The 16,531-nt window shown below is 60.3% G+C and carries 17 protein-coding genes; 3 read left to right on the forward strand and 14 right to left on the reverse strand.

The window, feature by feature from the left end; translation table 11 throughout:
• Positions 1 to 36: 36 nt before the first annotated feature.
• From purU to J0663_RS09825, 4 genes are all read right to left on the reverse strand, one after another.
• Positions 37 to 921: a formyltetrahydrofolate deformylase gene (gene purU / locus J0663_RS09810; protein ID WP_207244193.1), complete on the reverse strand. Its 885-nt coding sequence runs from the start codon at positions 919 to 921 to the stop codon at positions 37 to 39.
• Between the two features lie 311 nt (positions 922 to 1,232).
• Positions 1,233 to 2,249, reverse strand: a complete 1,017-nt coding sequence (locus tag J0663_RS09815; protein WP_207244194.1) for an acyltransferase family protein — start codon at positions 2,247 to 2,249, stop codon at positions 1,233 to 1,235.
• Positions 2,250 to 2,302: 53 nt separating this feature from the next.
• Positions 2,303 to 3,583, reverse strand: a complete 1,281-nt coding sequence (locus tag J0663_RS09820; protein ID WP_207244195.1) for a hypothetical protein — start codon at positions 3,581 to 3,583, stop codon at positions 2,303 to 2,305.
• A gap of 2 nt (positions 3,584 to 3,585) precedes the next feature.
• Complete coding sequence (locus tag J0663_RS09825; RefSeq protein ID WP_207244196.1) at positions 3,586 to 4,635, reverse strand: glycoside hydrolase family 5 protein; 1,050 nt, start codon at positions 4,633 to 4,635, stop codon at positions 3,586 to 3,588.
• Positions 4,636 to 4,770: 135 nt separating this feature from the next.
• Between J0663_RS09825 and J0663_RS09830 the strand changes: the two genes are divergently transcribed.
• Both J0663_RS09830 and J0663_RS09835 read left to right on the forward strand, forming a co-directional pair.
• On the forward strand, positions 4,771 to 6,378 hold the full coding sequence (locus tag J0663_RS09830) for a GumC family protein (protein WP_207244197.1): 1,608 nt from the start codon (positions 4,771 to 4,773) through the stop codon (positions 6,376 to 6,378).
• Positions 6,379 to 6,438: 60 nt separating this feature from the next.
• Entirely contained in the window at positions 6,439 to 6,771 is a 333-nt protein-coding gene (locus J0663_RS09835; RefSeq protein WP_207244198.1) for a hypothetical protein, read from the forward strand.
• Here J0663_RS09835 and J0663_RS09840 read toward each other — a convergent pair.
• The 8 genes from J0663_RS09840 to rfbF form a co-directional block, all read right to left on the reverse strand.
• On the reverse strand, positions 6,756 to 7,451 hold the full coding sequence (locus J0663_RS09840) for a GNAT family N-acetyltransferase (RefSeq protein WP_207244471.1): 696 nt from the start codon (positions 7,449 to 7,451) through the stop codon (positions 6,756 to 6,758). The two genes, J0663_RS09835 and J0663_RS09840, sit on opposite strands and share 16 nt — an antisense overlap.
• A gap of 22 nt (positions 7,452 to 7,473) precedes the next feature.
• The gene (locus tag J0663_RS09845) at positions 7,474 to 8,232 is read right to left on the reverse strand and encodes a cephalosporin hydroxylase family protein (RefSeq protein WP_207244199.1); all 759 of its coding nucleotides are present in this window, start codon (positions 8,230 to 8,232) and stop codon (positions 7,474 to 7,476) included.
• Positions 8,233 to 8,261: 29 nt separating this feature from the next.
• Positions 8,262 to 9,410, reverse strand: coding sequence for a DegT/DnrJ/EryC1/StrS family aminotransferase (locus J0663_RS09850; protein WP_207244200.1), 1,149 nt, complete (start codon positions 9,408 to 9,410; stop codon positions 8,262 to 8,264).
• A 75-nt stretch (positions 9,411 to 9,485) separates the two neighbouring features.
• On the reverse strand, positions 9,486 to 10,724 hold the full coding sequence (locus J0663_RS09855; protein WP_207244201.1) for a glycosyltransferase family 2 protein: 1,239 nt from the start codon (positions 10,722 to 10,724) through the stop codon (positions 9,486 to 9,488).
• Entirely contained in the window at positions 10,721 to 11,263 is a 543-nt protein-coding gene (rfbC, locus tag J0663_RS09860; RefSeq protein ID WP_207244202.1) for a dTDP-4-dehydrorhamnose 3,5-epimerase, read from the reverse strand. Before rfbC ends, J0663_RS09855 begins: the two co-directional genes overlap by 4 nt.
• Complete coding sequence (locus J0663_RS09865; RefSeq protein ID WP_207244203.1) at positions 11,260 to 12,495, reverse strand: class I SAM-dependent methyltransferase; 1,236 nt, start codon at positions 12,493 to 12,495, stop codon at positions 11,260 to 11,262. The genes rfbC and J0663_RS09865 overlap by 4 nt, the downstream gene beginning before the upstream one ends.
• A complete protein-coding gene (rfbG, locus tag J0663_RS09870) occupies positions 12,492 to 13,556 on the reverse strand; it encodes a CDP-glucose 4,6-dehydratase (protein WP_207244472.1) in 1,065 nt (354 codons plus the stop codon). The genes J0663_RS09865 and rfbG overlap by 4 nt, the downstream gene beginning before the upstream one ends.
• Complete coding sequence (gene rfbF / locus J0663_RS09875; protein ID WP_207244204.1) at positions 13,547 to 14,320, reverse strand: glucose-1-phosphate cytidylyltransferase; 774 nt, start codon at positions 14,318 to 14,320, stop codon at positions 13,547 to 13,549. Before rfbF ends, rfbG begins: the two co-directional genes overlap by 10 nt.
• A gap of 247 nt (positions 14,321 to 14,567) precedes the next feature.
• Here rfbF and J0663_RS09880 point away from each other — a divergent pair, with 247 nt between their 5' ends.
• On the forward strand, positions 14,568 to 14,864 hold the full coding sequence (locus J0663_RS09880; RefSeq protein WP_207244205.1) for a DUF982 domain-containing protein: 297 nt from the start codon (positions 14,568 to 14,570) through the stop codon (positions 14,862 to 14,864).
• 264 nt (positions 14,865 to 15,128) lie between these two features.
• Here the strand turns inward: J0663_RS09880 and J0663_RS09885 are convergent, their stop codons facing one another.
• Positions 15,129 to 15,470, reverse strand: coding sequence for a hypothetical protein (locus tag J0663_RS09885; RefSeq protein ID WP_207244206.1), 342 nt, complete (start codon positions 15,468 to 15,470; stop codon positions 15,129 to 15,131).
• Positions 15,471 to 15,519: 49 nt separating this feature from the next.
• Positions 15,520 to 16,462, reverse strand: a protein-coding gene (locus tag J0663_RS09890; RefSeq protein WP_207244207.1) for an IS630 family transposase whose coding sequence is annotated in 2 segments (ribosomal slippage) — positions 15,520 to 16,119 and positions 16,121 to 16,462 — 942 coding nt in all. Because the reading frame shifts where the segments join, the coding sequence is not laid out codon by codon here.
• Between the last annotated feature and the right edge of the window lie 69 nt (positions 16,463 to 16,531).

The following is a 16,531-nucleotide window of genomic DNA, read 5'->3' on the forward strand; positions in this document are numbered from 1 at the left end:
GGAGATTGTCGTTTGCCAGCAAAAGAGCTGCGCCGCTCAGCCCATGCGTTCGGAGGCGTAGCTTCCGGGGCTTGCCGGGAAGACGACGGTACGGTTGCCGTTGATGAAGGTGCGGTGATGGATATGGGCGTGGATGGCGCGCGCCAGCACCTGGCTTTCGACGTCGCGGCCGATCGAGACATAGTCGTCGGGTGACTGCGCATGGGTGATGCGCGCGGTGTCCTGCTCGATGATCGGGCCTTCGTCGAGGTCGGCGGTCACGTAATGGGCGGTCGCGCCGATCAGCTTGACGCCTCGGCTGTAGGCCTGCTTGTAGGGATTGGCGCCCTTGAAGCTCGGCAGGAAGGAGTGATGGATGTTGATGATCCTGCCCGACATCTGCTTGCAGAGCTGGTCGGAGAGGACCTGCATGTAGCGGGCGAGCACGATGAGCTCGGTGCCGGTCTGCTCGACGAGGTCGACGAGCTGGGCCTCGGCCTGCGGCTTGTTCTCCTTGGTCACCTTGATGTGGTGGAAGGGGATGTCATGATTGACGACCACCTTCTGGTAATCGAAATGGTTGGAGACGACGCCGACGATGTCGATCGGCAGGGCGCCGATCTTCCAGCGGTAGAGCAGGTCGTTGAGACAATGGCCGAAGCGCGACACCATCAGCAGCACCTTCATGCGCTTCTCGCTGTCGTGGAAGTCATATTCCATTTCGAAGGGCGCGGCGACGGCAGCGAAATCAGCGCTGATCGCCGAGCCGGACAGACCCTCCTCAGAAATGAAGCTGACGCGCATGAAGAACCTGCCGGTATCGAGATCGTCGAACTGGCTGGAATCGATGATGTTGCAGCCCTTCTCCGCCAGATAGCTCGAAATCGCCGCGACGATCCCGCGCGTCGACTTGCAGGATACCGTCAATACATAGCTTGTCATGTCTCTTCCCTCTTCAAGACCGCCGCCGTGCTTAGATCAAAGCCCCGGCCGCGCATAGGCCGGCACGCTTTCATTCATGCGACAAATTGCAAGATAAACCATCATGCTTCTGTAAGTTCTCTCACCGCCGGCCATAAGCTTAGGAGAAGTCGCGGGAAAAACTATGCCGCCAGCGCCGCCGGGATGTGTATTCCCGCCTTAGCTGGCTGAAAATTGAAATATGCCGCGCAAAACTGTTGCGCAATTTGCGCCATGGAGATGCGGGAAACCAGGGATATGAAGCACGGCAAGCGATCGAATCGCGACGTGCTTTAGACTGGTGGGCGGCTCGCCACCGCCACCTTCCGGCGCGGCGTGGTGATTTCATGGATGATTGCGCCGCCGATCGACGAAAGCACGAGCGACAGGATCACGAAGAGCAGCGGCTGCTGCAGCACGCCGATCGGCAGGCGGTCCGAGGCGACCCTCAGGAAGGCGAGCGTGAAGGCGTGGGTGATATAGATGCTGTAGGAGCAGTCGCCGAGATAGTTCAGCCAGCCGATGACGGGAAGCCGGGAAAAATCGATGGAAATAGCACCGTAGACGATGAAGATCGCCGGGATTCCCCAGGCGTAGAACCGGCTCTCCGGCGGCATCAGCGCTTCGTTGACGAAGAGGAACACAAAACCCGTGGCCAGTGCCGCCCAGGCCCAACGGTTCGGCAGAAGCACCTTCTGCCCGTACACCCAGCCGAGCACGACGCCGGCGAGAAACTCCAGCATGATCGGCTCGCCGTAGAACCGGGTGGCCGTTGTTTCCGGCAACAGCCGGCAGGCAATCAGGATCACCGCAAAAACGGCAAACATCGCGGGAATCCGGCGGGTTTCCGAGAGCGGCAGCAGCAGCGCAAACACGAAATAGAAGAACATCTCGTAATTCAGCGTCCAGCCCGGCACGACGACGGGAGTGATCGTGGTGGGGTCGGCGGCATTGGCCCAAGGCAGAAAGAGGAGTGAGGCGATGAGATGCGGAAGGTCGAATACGGTCGATTTCAGCAATGACGGCGCGACCAGCGCCACGACGGCCGAAAACAGAGTCGCCAGCCAATAGAGCGGGACGATCCTTCGAATGCGGCGGCGGGCGAAATCGATGGGGCTCATCGCGCGTCCGCTCGTCGTCAGCCACATCACAAAACCGCTGAGGACGAAGAAGATATCAACGCCGGTTTCACCATAAAGAAAAGCCGTGGCGTCGACGGCTGGATTGACCTTGGCAAGCTGCAATATCGCATGGAAATAAACGACCATCAGCGCCGCAACGGCGCGCAGATATTGAAGCTGGACAAGCATCTGATGTCTTGCTCCTCGGGCTCGCGGGCGCTGGTTTCCACCCGCCGCTGCGGTCAACTCAGTACATCTGCCGCACGATCCTGCCGGATGCGCGGGCTGTCGTGGAAGCGCATATATCCGACGACGAACCACAAGAGGCCGGCAATTTTCATCGAGAAAACAGCGGTGCCCCCGATCATCATATTCAGAAAAATGAAAAGAGAAAGTGAATGGGCGCAACGCTTCTGCGCTGCTGTACGACCGGCGGGGAACAGGCAGACGAACAGCCAAAAGGCGATGACGCCGAAGATCGTCGCCGCGTAGATCAGGTAGACGTAGCCGCTGTCGGCGAATTCGGCGACCCTGTCGACCGAAAGCCCGAGAACGGCGAGAGGATCGAGCTCCATGATCTTCTTCATCGTCAGGTTGATGCGGCCGGTGAAATTGTCCCCCGTCGCATTGGGTTTCAGGGTGTAGACGAGGAAGCCCGTGGCGACGATCAGCGGCATCAGCGCCAGATTGAAATTCCGCGGGATCTTCGGAAAGACGAAATAGCCGACGATGCAGCAGAAGCAGAAGATCAGCATTGTGCGCGTGTCGTTTGTCACCAGGATCAACACCGCCGTGCCGATCATCAGCAGCCGGTCCCAGCGGCCAAGCCTCTCCCACATGGAAATCAGGTAGATCGCGATCACGCCGCAGAAATTGGCGAGCGACACCTGCTCGAGGAAGATCGAGGACGAGCGGTGGTCGATGATGCCGAAGGAGAAGCGCTCGGGAAAGCCAAGCGCATTTTGAAAAAGGCCTGTCTTGTTGTAGCTAAGCGGCAGCAGCCCGCGCGTATTGGCGAAATAATCGGACGGATGCACGATGCTGACGTAGAAGGGCACGCTGATGATCTCGAAGACCAGGAAGATCAGCACGCCGAGGCTTGCCCAGCGAAAGGCGAGCTTCATCGTTTTCTCGTTGCTCCAGCCTCCAAGGCCGGTAAAGCAGAAAATGATCAGCACGTTGCGGAAATGATCGACGAACGGCACACGGTTGAGCACGCTCACATAGATGGTGACGACGAGCGTGAACAGCAGGAACAGGAAGGCCGGCAGATCCGTCTCGTAGATCCCCTTGTGCAGGATGTAGATGATGGCGCTTGCCAGAATCAGCCCTTCGCTGGCGGCGACATGCGTCATCGAAAGCGGCATGATGTTGTGGTTGATGAAGGCGAGTATGCCGTTGTAGAGCACCGAGAGCAGGCCGAGCCAAAGCACCGCATGGTCGACGCGCGATGTCCTGCCGGCCAGATCGAGCCGGTTGCCTGCCACAGTAAAAGTCGCTGTCTTCTGATCGACGGCTGCCACGGTCAGTTCACCGCGGGCTTGACGGCGGCGCAGCCGCCGGCATCGGCTTTCGCCGAGGCGGCGAGAAGCCGCATCTGCGGTCGCTCGGGGCCCTTGCCCGGCTGAACGTTGAAAGGTTCGTCCGCCGGCCACCATTCGCCCGCCGCCCAGTAGGACCAGCCGAGCCACACATCGCTGTTGCCGGACATGGTGGCGTAGATCTTGGTCAGGCCGCTCATGCAGTCCTTGTCGGCGGAAGCGCCGAATTCGCCGAGAAAGCCGCGCTTATGGTTTCGCTTGAGCCAGGCGGTGACGCCAGCGATTGCCTCGACCGCGGCGTCCGCACCTTCGCAGGTGGGATGGGTTCCCGACGAATCGACGTCGAGATATTGGTGGACCTCGTAGGCGTAGAAGTCGAGCGGATCGCGCACGCCGAGCATCACCGTGCCGTTGGCTCCGCCGATCACATCCTTCTCCCAGCTGTGAGCGCCGCTCCAGGAGGTGCCGGGTACGAGGATGAGGTTTCTCGCGCCTGCCGCGCGGATGCTTCGGATGGCCGCATTGGCGGCATCGAGCCATTCCGTCGCCTTGATGTCGTGCGGCTCGTTCATCAGGCCGAAAAGAATGCCGTCCTGATTGGCGAATTCGACGGCGAGTCTCGCCCAGAAATCGGCGAAGGCGGCATCCGTCGCCGGCGCCGTGCCGACCTGCACCTTGTCGTAATAGCCGAAATTATGCGGATCGAGCAAAACGGCCATGCCGTGCTTACGGATCAGGCCGATGGTATCTTTGATCCGCTGGAGCTCGTCGTCGTCGAGCCGTCCGCGGAGCGCGGGCTGCAGCCGCTCCCAGCGAAAAGGAAGGCGGATGATCGTCATGCCCTTTTTGGCGAAATAGCCGATCGTCTCTTCGGTAGGATAGATGTAATTCGTGCCGTAGGTCGCGCCGCGCTCGCCATATTCGCCGCCGGAAAGATTGACGCCGCGATAACAGGGCGCGCCGGCCGCAAGGGCGGGCGACGGGATGAGGGCGGCCGCAAGCAGCAGCGCCACCAGATGTCGTGTCGTCCTCATGGCTATCCTCGCAATCACGGCAAATCGCAACATCGACGTTGCAGCGCCTATCTTAACGGTCCGTTAGCTAAGAATTTCTAAAGTCTCGGCACCTCGGCTTCAGTCTTTCACGCTGGGCGGGACACGAGTGCGCGTATGAGCCAGTATGACAGGAACAGAGTAGGCCGGCTGCCCGGCTGGCGCAGTTATGAGCCGCCTCAGACTGCGCCGGAAGGCGCGCGCCTGCGCAGTCCCGTCGTTCGTCCGGATGATTTCGCCCGTCCCCCGCCCGAACCGGCTCCTCCGCCCTTCGTGCCGCCGGCGAACGTTGCCCAAAGCCGCCGTTACGAGCAGCCATCGCCGGCTGCCGCCGAACAGCCTGCCGTCGATATGCCGCTGCAGAGCGCAGGCGCGCCCGCCGCCTCGCTTCTCGACCTTCGCTCCGCCATCGCGGCGATCTGGAGCCGCCGGCTGGTGGTGCTTGCGCTGGCCCTTCTCGGCGCCGTCGCGGGCGGCGCTTTGGCGCCGTTCATCGGCCAGAAATTCACCGCCGTGAGCAGTCTTTATTTCGACCCGCGCCAGATCGGCCTTGCCGATGCGGGCGCGCAATCTTCGGGTCCGTCTCCCGAAATGATTTCGGCGCTGATCGACAGTCAGGTGCAGATCCTGACCTCGGGCAATGTACTACGCCGCGTTGTTGATGCCATGAAGCTCGACCAGGATCCGGAATTCACCGGCGGCAGGACGGACGGTGCGGCCGTGATCGGCGCGCTGCAGAAGGCGCTTGTCGTCACCCGTGAGGCGAGCACCTATGTCGTTTCGCTGGCCGCCACCACGAATGATCCGGAAAAGTCCGCAAGGCTTGCCAACCAGGTCGTCACCTCCTTCACCGAGGAGGAAAACAGTGCTTCGAACGGCCTCTACGAAAACACCTCCTCGACGCTCGACGGACGTCTCGATGATCTGCGCCAGAAGGTGCTGGAGGCCGAGCAGGCGGTCGAAACCTTCCGCGCCGACAACGACATGGCCGCGACCGAGGGCAACCTGATTTCCGATCAGCGGCTCGCATCCCTGAACACGCTGCTGGTGACCGCGCAGGAAAAGACCATTCAGGCCAAGGCCCGCGCCGATGCCGTCGCCAATCTCCGCGTCGAGGACATCGTCGCCGGCAACCAGACGGAGGGCGGCGCTACTTCGCCGCTCGTCAGCCTGCGTCAGCAATATGCCACCCAGGCCGCCGCCGTCGGCAGCCTCGAAAGCCAGATGGGCACGCGCCATCCGCGCCTGCAGGCGGCCCGCTCCTCGCTGCAGAGCATATCGGGCGAGATCAAGGGCGAGTTGCAACGCCTCGCCACCTCGGCACGGGGCGAATATGAGCAGGCCAAATCAGCCGAAGACAGCATCGCCAAGGAACTTGCCGTTCAGAAGGCGCTGCAGGCGACGAGTTCGGACAAGCAGGTGGAACTGAACGAATTGCAGCGCAAGGCGACGGCGGCGCGCGATATTTACGAGACGGTGCTGAAGCGCTCCAGCCAGACGAGCGAGGAGCAGAGCCTCAGTCAAAGCAATATCCGCGTCATCTCGCCGGCCGAACCGCCTGTCAAGGCCGATGGCCCGGGCAAGAAGATCCTGATGGTCGCCGGGATCATTGGCGGCTTCCTCGCCGGCTTCTTCCTGGGTGCCGCCCTTGCCATCCTCGCCGGTCTCTTCGGCCATCCCGTAATCAGAGGTTATTTCAGGAAATCGCCCGTCGCGGCGGCTTGATGACGGTCTTCGGCTTTCCTACATCGGAGAAAGCGGCATGTCGCCGGCAGGAGAATTCCCATGCGGCTGATGATGGTGCTTCTGATATCGCTCGTTGCCGTGCCCGGTCTTGCGCCCGCATCCGCCTTCGCCGTCGACTGGACGAAACCCATCGATTCCGGCGTGCAACCTCTCTATCCCTATAAGGGCCTTCCCGGCGTCAAGGCGCAGCCGGACAAGAAGGAAGAGGAATCCTTCAATTGCCGGACGGAAACCGTCCAGGTCCGTCGCCGCTATGACGAGATCTTCCGCTCCGGCGGCATGCCGACGCTGATGTATGTCTGCGAACGCGACGGCTTCGTCACCACGGGCCGCAAGGTGCCGCTGCGCGGCCATTATCAGCCGGTGCGGTAAGGCGCTCGGGTGGTTGGCAAAGCCACTGGTTGCGCCTGCCGGAAACGCTCGCTCGGAAGCTCCATTTTGAGATAGTCGAAGCTGGCATTTGCTTGCGATCGATCGACGATCGAATATTTGACCATGCCCTCTTCCTGGGTGTGCCGCAGCGGCAGGCTTTCGGCCGCAGCAAAGCCCAACCGCTTGTAAAGCCCGATCGCTTTTTCATTGTGGGAAAAGACATGCAACTCGGCGGTTTCGACCCCAAGCCCGGAAAACATCCACTCCAGCAATGCGATGCCACAATGGAACATCAGGTTGCGGATATCGCTGATTCGGCCGCGGATGACGTTGTCGAATTCGGCCGCGCCGGGCCGGATGTTGCAGACGCCGAAATTGCCGAGCCGGTTGCCATCGGGATCGCAAATGACGAACAGGATCCGGTCGGCAGCGGGTAGCGAAATGCTTTCGAGCCAGCTACGTGTGCGTTCCTCGGTAGCGGTGAATTGCGTGAGGAAAAACGGCATCGACTGGTTTCGCCATGCCGTCAGGTCACTGATCAGGCCGGGCTCGTCGAGCATCGACCTGTCGATGCATTGCAGTTCGCCCACGATCCGGCCGCTATCGCTTCTGATTGGCAGACGGAGCCGTTTGCTCGGGTCTGCATTTTCCTTCAGGCTGACGATATCGACCCGCGCCATGGCGATCACATCTATTGTCCGCTCAGGCCTTGCGGCAGACGCAATAGCCGCCTGGCGAGGAAGACAGAACGAGCTTGCCGTTGAGGACGGGATCGACTTCGAAACGGTCAGTTTCCGCCAGATAGTCCGTAACCGCCTGTAGCGGCTCATTGCCACGCAGCCAGACCTTGGAACGCTTGGTGAATGCCTGCTCCTCGGTCAGGTGGCCGATGAGAGTGTCGGCTACGACAAGGTAGCAGCCTTCGCTTACCAGCGGGCCGTAGGCGCGGCATTCGGCAAGGACATGCTCATAGGAATGGTCACTGTCGAGCACCACCATCACACGGGCGCCGGGCGGAATCTCGGCCTTGACAGCGGCAAGCACGTCGTCGTCGACGGAGCCGCCCTGAATCATCTTGATCCGGTTCGACATCGGATGAGATTCGATCGATTCGCGATTATGAGCGCGGATGTCGATATCGACGCCAACAACCTTGGCCTTGTCGTTGCCAGTGGCGGCGAGGATCGAGGCCATGAAGATCAGCGAGCCGCCGCGCGCCACACCGGTTTCGATGATGACATCGGGCTTCGTCGCCCAGATGACTTCCTGGGTCGCAAGAATATCGGCCGGAAGCTGGATGATCGGCACGCCCATCCAGGACCAAAGATAGAAATAGTCGAACTTGTCGAGTCCGATCAGCGTATTCAACGATTGCTGGAAGCTTGCTTCGTCTTTACCGAGCGCAAGCGACATTTCCCGCTTGTGGGCTTCGAATTCGAGGCGGTCGTCCTTGGTGGTCATGACTGTTCTTGTCCTTCGCTATGGCTGTCTTAGGCCGACTGCTGTAATGCCGCGCTGTTGTGGTGGATCCGCCCGGCCGTCACATCGAGCAGCGTCGCCGCCACGCGGTCGATATCGGCTTCACTCATGTCGTGATAACTCGGCAGATTGATCGCCCGCCCCGGAATGCTCCAGGCATTCACGTTCTCCGGCCGGTCTTCGAACATGGAGAGGCTGGACAGGGGATAGAAGAAGACGCGCGCGTCGATATTGGCGGCCTCGAAGGCCTTCTGCATCATCTCGCGGGTAATGCCCGTCGACGGATGGAATACCGCGGTCGGCATCCAGGCGCCGTTGATCGTGCCGCTGTATTCCGGATTCATCGAGATGCCGGGCAAGGCGGAAAGCCGGACCATGTAGGCGGCGAGGATTTCCCGCTTGCGGGCGACGAGCTCTTCGATGCGCTCGATCTGGGCGCAGCCGATGGCTGCCTGTATGTTGGACATCTTGTACTTGAAGCCGATCTCGTCGGGCCAGAACTGCTTGGTCTGGCCGCGTGCGCGGCCGTGGTTGCTGAGCGTTAGCACCCGTTCGTAAAGCGCAGCGTCGCTGGTGACAAACATGCCGCCCTCACCCGTCGTCAGCGTCTTCGTGCCGTGGAAGGAGAAGGTGCCGAAGGTGCCCATTGAACCGGCGCGGCGGCCATTCCAGACGGAACCGATCGCTTCCGCCGCATCCTCGATGACAGGAATGCCGGTGCGCTTGCCGATCTCGAGCAGCGCGTCCATGTCGCAAAGATTGCCGTAGATATGGGTCGCTATAATCGCCTTGGTTTTCGGTGTGATGTGCCGCTCGACCTCACCCGGATCGATGCACCAGGAATCCGGCAGCACGTCGACGAAAACAGGCTTGGCGCCGAGGTGGACGATCGGCGAGACGGTAGCGACCCAGTTGGTGTCGGCGAGGATCACTTCGTCGCCTTCGCCGATGCCGAGCGCGGCCAGGCCCATGTGCATGGCGCCGGTGCAGCTCGATGTCGCGATGGCGAAGTCGCTGCCGAGATAAGTCTTGAAGTCGCGTTCGAAGCGGTTGATGTAGTCGTAACAGCGTGCGCCCCAGCCGGTCGCTGCCGCATCCGCGGCATAATCGGTTTCAAGCTGGGTGATGGAAGGCTTGGTGTAAAAGATCCTATTTGTCATGCCGCAAATTTCTGTTGAACCGAAACAAGACGCAGGCGCCCGACGCGACCCTAGTTTCTCAAACTGGTGCGAGGCTCACATGATGATGTGCCGGGCGAGATCGTGCTCGTGGAACACGAGACCGGGCAGGTAGCCAAGGGCGACGAAATATTCCCGATCGCGTTCGACGCTGACGAAGACGGCGGTGCTTTCCGGCGGGCTGTCGCTGAGTTCCTTTGTTACCTTCACCTTTTCGCTCAGCCCGAGCTCCCGCATCAGATTTTCAAGAGCTGCGATCTCCGGGAAACCGGCGAGAAGCAGCGTGTTGATACCGATCGCCGAATTCACCTCGCTGATCAGCGTCTGAATGGCGACCATCAGCGGCAGCCTTTCGCGGAAGGGGCGGATTTCCGGGTGATCGAGCATCCCGCCCCACATGACGCGGGTAAAGAGCTCGTAGGCCTTGATGAAGTTCTTGCGCTCTGCCCAGAAGCGGGAGGCGACCGCCATGCGGTTGAGTGTGAAGATCCTGCACATCTCCTCATACTTGAAACGTGTTTCGGGCGTCAGGTTCACTGCCCCGCGCCTGACCCCGGTATAGAGGAAATATTCAAGCCCGCCGCGATACCGGTCCCAGCTCGTCATGACGTCATTGGTGCCTTCCTGCGGCCGATCGCGAACGATCGCCGAATTGGCGATGGAGCGATAGAATGGCCGCTGCAGGAAGGTGACCGCGCCCTGATCGAGGAAATGCGCGAGGTACGGGAACGGATAGAAGCAGATGTCCCGCGGGATCCAGGCCGACCGCAGGGCCGACGCGCGATAGATGGCGATTTCCGGAAAGATGTTGCGTTCGCAAATATACTGGAAGACGTCGGTGAAGCTGCCATGCGCAAACTTCCGGTTCTCGTCGACATTGTAGAATTTCGTGATGTCGTTTTTGGTGACTTCGTCATAGAGGAACCATGGCGCATGGGCGCAGGTTACCTCACGGTTCTGATCGAGATATTTGACGGTATCGGTGACCGCATCCGCAATCAGCATGTCGTCGTCGGCGAGATAGATGAGATATTCACCCCTGCCGAGACGCAGAGCACTCGTGACATTAGCGCTGGCACCCGCATTGACCTCACGCTTGCAATAGCGGATCGGCAATCCGTGGCCGATGAACTCCTCGACAACCTGCTGGGTACCGTCGGTGGAGGCGTTGTCGCAGATGACGATCTCGAAGGGAAAGTCGAACTTATAGTCATTGCGGCAATAGGTAAGCGCGTTTCTGAGATAGGCTTCGCGATTGTATGTCGGGATGCAGATGCTGAGTTTGATGCCGCTCAAAGGCCCATCTCCTGGTTGTAGCTTTCAAGCGCGGCGTCGCGCTCGCTGATGACGCTCGGCCTGAACGGCCAGGCGATGGAGAAGGCGGGATCGTCCCAGCGGACGCCGCGGGCAAGCTCCGGCACATAAACTTCCGACATCTGATAGAAGAGTTCGCAATCGTCTTCGAGCGTCAGGAAGCCGTGTGCGCAGCCGGCGGGAATGTAAAAGGCATTGTGTCGGGACGCATCGAGCTCGACAGAGGCCCATTGGAGATAGGTCGGGGAACCCCGCCTCAGATCGAGCGCCACATCGAAGACCCTCCCGCGCGTGGCGCGCACCAGCTTGATCTCCGGCCGGGGGTCGGCCTGGTAATGCATGCCGCGCAATGTCCCGCGCTTGTGGTTCTGCGAGATGTTGCACTGCGGGTAGACAGGCACGAGGCCGCGGTCGGCAAAGCTCCTGGCATCGAAAGTCCGCGCGAACAGTCCGCGTTCGTCGGAGCGCGGGTCGATTTCCACGACAAAAGCACCCGAAACCGCGGTCGGAACGAATTTCATCCGATTACCGTCAGTTCCGGCACGGCCACGGCGAAGCGTCCGCCCCACGCACCGATCCTCTTATTGGCCGCCACGACTTCGTTCTTGATATTCCACGGCAGGATGAGAACGTAGTCCGGCTTCGTCTCGTCCATTTTTTCCGGCGCGTAGATCGGCAGCTTGCTGCCCGGCAGGTAATGTCCCTGCTTGTGCGGATTGCGGTCGACGACGTAATCGATGAGGTCGGTGCCGACGCCGCAGAAATTCAGGAGCGTGTTGCCCTTAGCGGCAGCGCCATAGGCCGCGACCGTCTTGCCGTCGCGTTTGGCTTCCTTGAGGAAGGCGAGCAATCCATCCTTGATCGGCGCCACGCGGCTCTGGAAGGCCTCGTAGGTTTCGATCTGGTCGAAGCCGGCCGCCGCTTCGTCGGCGCGCACTTTGGCGACGCCGGCGCCGGTCGGATGAGCGGCCGTTGTTGTGCGGCAGGCGAACACGCGCAGACTCCCGCCATGGGTCGGCAATTCTTCAACGTCGAATACCGTGAGGCCGTGCGCGGCGAAGACCTTCTCGACGGCCAGCAGCGACAGATAATAAAAATGCTCGTGATAGACGGTGTCGAACTGAATATTTTCCATCAGCCGCAACAGATGCGGAAATTCGACGCTGACGACACCATCCGGTTTCAGAACGCCATAGAGCCCACCGACGAAGTCGTTGATGTCAGGCACGTGCGCCAGCACGTTGTTGCCGATGACGATATCGGCGGCAAGGCCCCGGGAGACGAGATTGGCAGCCGTTTCCTCGCCGAAGAACCGCGCTTCCGTGGGAACGCCGATCTGCCGCGCCACATCGGCGACGTTTTCGGCCGGTTCGATGCCGAGCACCGGCACGCCGGCCTGGACGAAATGCTTGAGAAGGTAGCCGTCGTTGCTCGCTACCTCGATCACCTGCGATTCCTCGCCGAGACCGAAGCGCTTGCGCGCCATGACGGTGAATTGGCGGGCATGCTCTACCCAGCTATCACTGTAGGAGGAGAAGTAGGCGTAGTGGCTGAAGATGTCTTCCGGCGGCACGAAGGCATCGGCCTGCACCAGCCAGCACTCGGAGCAGACGAAGGCGCGTAGCGGGTAGGAAGGCTCCGGCTGCTTCAGCTGCTCTTCCGTGAGATAGGCGTTGGCAAGCGGCGTCGAGCCCAGATCGACGAAGCGATGTTTCAAGGGAGCGCCGCAGAACCGGCAATTATGCGCTGTCATGATATTGCTTCCTCGTAGGCCGCGATCTGGCCGAGTGAGAAGGCGCGCATGTCGGCTCCCTCACGGTTGGCCTGGTACCAGGCGGCAGTCCAGTCGATTGTCTGCTGTAGAGTCAGGCGCGGGCGCCAGCCGATGGTGTCGAGTGCAAGCGCCGAACTCAAGGTAAGGGCAGGCGCTTCCGGCAGATGCTTTCCCGGCGCCTGTTTCCAAACGTCATTCATGCCATGGGCAACGCCGAGTGCTTCCGCCAGTTCATAAACCATCGCGAAGCTCTGCGGATCGGGACCAAAATTGAGAGCCTCGGGCAGTGCTCCTTCGCCGGCAAGCGTTAACGCCTGGGCGAAGGCGAGATAACCGCCAAGCGGCTCCAGCACATGCTGCCAGGGACGGATGGCTTCGGGATAGCGCAGTTGGATCGGTTGGTTGCTTTCGAAGGCACGGATGAAGTCGGGGATCAGCCGATCTTTCGACCAGTCGCCGCCGCCGATGACATTGCCGGCACGTGCCGTCGCGACCTTGATGTCGCGCGCTTTGAAGAAGCTGTCGCGGTAACTCTGGACGACTAGCTCGGTGCAGGCCTTGGAATTGGAATAGGGGTCCTTGCCGCCGAGCGTATCGCTTTCGATAAAGGGAACGCCGCTGCCGTTGTTGGCATAGACCTTGTCGGAGGTGACGACGAGAACCGTCTTGACCGATGGCGTTTCCCGCACCGCGTCAAGCATGTTGGCTGTTCCCATCACATTGGTCGCGAAGGTTTCTGCCGGGTTTTCATAGGAACGCCGCACCAGCGCCTGAGCCGCCATATGGATGACGATTTCAGGCTCGAAGTCGATGACATGCTGCATGAATGCCGCCGCATCGCGGATGTCGGCGATGTGATGGCCCTGCCCGTTCCAGGGGGAAAGCCGGGCATAGAGCGAGGGATTGGTTTCCGGCTCCAGCGAGACGGCGGTCACCTCTGCGCCGAGTTTTTCCAGCCAGAGCGAAAGCCAGGATCCTTTGAACCCCGTGTGTCCCGTCAGGAATACCCGCCTGCCATTCCAGAAGTCCGTCAGGCCCATAGCTTCCACGGCGCCTTTCCGGAATTCCAGAGTTCTTCCAGATGGGTGCGCTCGCGCAATGTATCCATCGGCTGCCAGAAGCCGTCATGCTTGAAGGCGGCAAGCTGGTTGTTGGCGGCAAGCCACTCCAGCGGCCCGGCTTCCCAGATCGTGTCGTCGCTTGGGATGAGGTCGACCACGGAAGGGTCGAGCACGAAGAAGCCGCCGTTGATGCGCTGGCCGTCGCCTCTCGGCTTCTCCACGAAGGAGGTGATGAACTGGCCTTCGATATTCGTGGCGCCGTAACGTCCGGGCGGGGTGACCGCGCACATGGTCGCCTTCAGGCCGTGATCGCGATGGAAGGCGACTTCGGCGGCAATGTCGATGTCGCCGACGCCGTCGCCATAAGTCATGCAGAAGGGTTCGCCTGGTGTCAGATGGTCGCGAATGCGCCCGAGACGGCCGCCAGTCATCGAATGCATGCCGGTATCGACCACGGTCACGCGCCAATTCGGGCGTTTGCCGCCGTGATAATCGATGCTGTTGGCGGCGAGGTCGACGGTGATGTCGCTGTGGTGCAGAACAAGGTTTACGAAGTATTCCTTGATCATATAGCCCTTGTAGCCGGCGCAGATGATGAAATCATTCAGGCCATGATGGGCATAGATGTTCATGATGTGCCAGAGGATCGGCATGCCGCCGATTTCGACCAGGGGCTTGGGGCGAACGCTGGTTTCCTCGGCAAGCCGCGAGCCAAGGCCACCGGCGAGAATTACGACTTTCATCCCAAGCGAACTCCAGAGTGTCTAGCCGAGCTTCCCCCTTGTGAGCCCCCGGCTCTCTGCAGGCGGAACGGCCGTATGTTCATCCCTCACCCGGTATCCGATTTCGTTCTTGTGCGAGGCTTGCGGAGGGCATCAGAAGAGGCGGTCAGGCTTTTGGAAGGTGCACCGCTTCGTGCCGGACATCCAGCCTGGCGTGGCACGCGTATTGCATCGTTGCTAATATTCTAATGCGTAGGGAGATAGTGCCATGCAATGGAACACATCGGCGGATTTTCCACCTCTTGTTCTCTTTGTCGGTCGCCGGCACGAGCGCAAGATCGTCAGGACGCTGCGAGACGCAGCCGAGGTTCTGATGACGGACTGGCCATCTGAAGATGGCGAGGAATACGTCATGGCCGTCAAGGCTTGCGCCGATGCCATCACGGGGCAGTCCGGAACGGACGAACTCAGGGAACTGATTCTCAGAGCCGCCAGAGAAGCCGGCCTCGGGGTTCTGGCCGTTATTCCCGACAGCAGGAAGGCGATACCGCGTATGGCCGCATGAAGACCACCAGTCATGGGCTGATCAATACCGCCGCTCACGTGGATCACGCCAGCTGGCGGGCGTCTGTTTCGGCGATCTCGTACTTACGTCCATTGATGTTCGTTTCAACCCCGATCAGGCAGACAGAACCCTATTCCATTTTAGCGCCAGCATCGACGAACCATTTCGAATTCGTCAAGCATGGAAAATATCTGTCGAACATGATCGCTGGCGGTCCATTTGCGCGCACGGAGATGACCCTTCTCGATCATTTCTCGGCGCAGATCAGACTTCGGGAAAAAAGGGCTGCAGCCTGTGCTGAAGGTCAAATAGGGTGGTGATGTAAGGCACGTCGAAAGCGTCATGCTCATAGTGCCCGACCGACCAAGTAAACTGGTCGTGGTCTGTACCGAGGAGGTATATCTCCGAAAATCCCATATACATAGCGATCATCAGGCACATGACCGGCACGGATTGAACAGCAGGTATGCGCGACGCAATGTCCGGAAGCGCATCTGTCGGATATTCGGAAAATCCGCCCGCAAAAACCGTATACCGTACGTCGCGACCGGGAAATAGCTTCTCCTCACGCACCACAGGTTCTTCTGTATAATTGAGAAAAAGCATCGCGTGCCCCAGTTTCTGGTGCATTTCGCGGAACTAGAGCCTGCTGCTTTCATACGGAAGCATATCCTGAGTTTGTAAGGTAGTTTGCGCATTCTGCTGGCGAGAAGCAGTCGAGCATTTCACCAGCCTTGCGCCATGTCGCTTCGACTGTGCGAGGCTGTTCTCTCCTGATTAGGTGCTTGAGCTTGGCAAAGACTTGCTCGATGGGATTGAGGTCCGGGCTGTAAGGCGGCAGGAAGAAGAGGTGCGCGCCTGCGGCCCGGACGGCACGACGGACGGCTTGGCCCTTATGGCTGCCGAGATTGTCGATGATGACGATGTCGCCCTTGGCGAGCGTGGGCACGAGGATCCTCTGGATATAGAGGGTAAAGAGTTCGCCGTTGATCGGCCCATCGATGACCCAAGGGGCATCGATGCGGTCGCAGCGCAAGGCGGCAATGAATGTCAGGGTTTTCCAGTACCCATGCGGAACCGCGGCACATAGGCGTTGACCACGCGGTGCCCACCCCCTGAGGGGCGCCATGTTGGTCTTGATCCAGGTCTCATCGACAAAGACCAGCCGCTGCGCTTCGATCCGCCGTTGATGGGTCTTCCAACGCAACCGTTTCCTGGCGATATCCACCCGCGTCTGCTCGGCCGGCAGAACCGTTATTTTTGAAACTCAGGCCCTCGGCCCGGACGAACACCCAAACGGCGCGTCGCTCGGTCTTGATGCCGCGTTCGGCCAGTTCCGCTACTAGGCCCCGCGTCGTGAACGGGCCGGATCGACAGCGTTGGCGCAGCCAGTCGGCCCGTTCGCCGGACAAAGTCTGCTGCTTGCGCCCACCGACGCGGCCCGGCGTCAGAGCGCCGGTCTCCGCAAGGCGCTTCTTCCACTTCGAAACACAGGAGGGAGCAATCGCAAGTGCTGCTGCGATCGATCGTATCGTTTCTCCGGCATTCAGGCGCGCCATCGCCCGTTCGCGAAGATCTTCAGAATATGGGTGCGTCATCCTTGCCGGCCGTCCTTTTCCGGTAGGACAGAGAATCATATTTCAGCTGATTTGCGAATCTCCGAATCT

The sequence above is a fragment of the Rhizobium lentis genome (assembly GCF_017352135.1).
Classification (GTDB): domain Bacteria; phylum Pseudomonadota; class Alphaproteobacteria; order Rhizobiales; family Rhizobiaceae; genus Rhizobium; species Rhizobium lentis.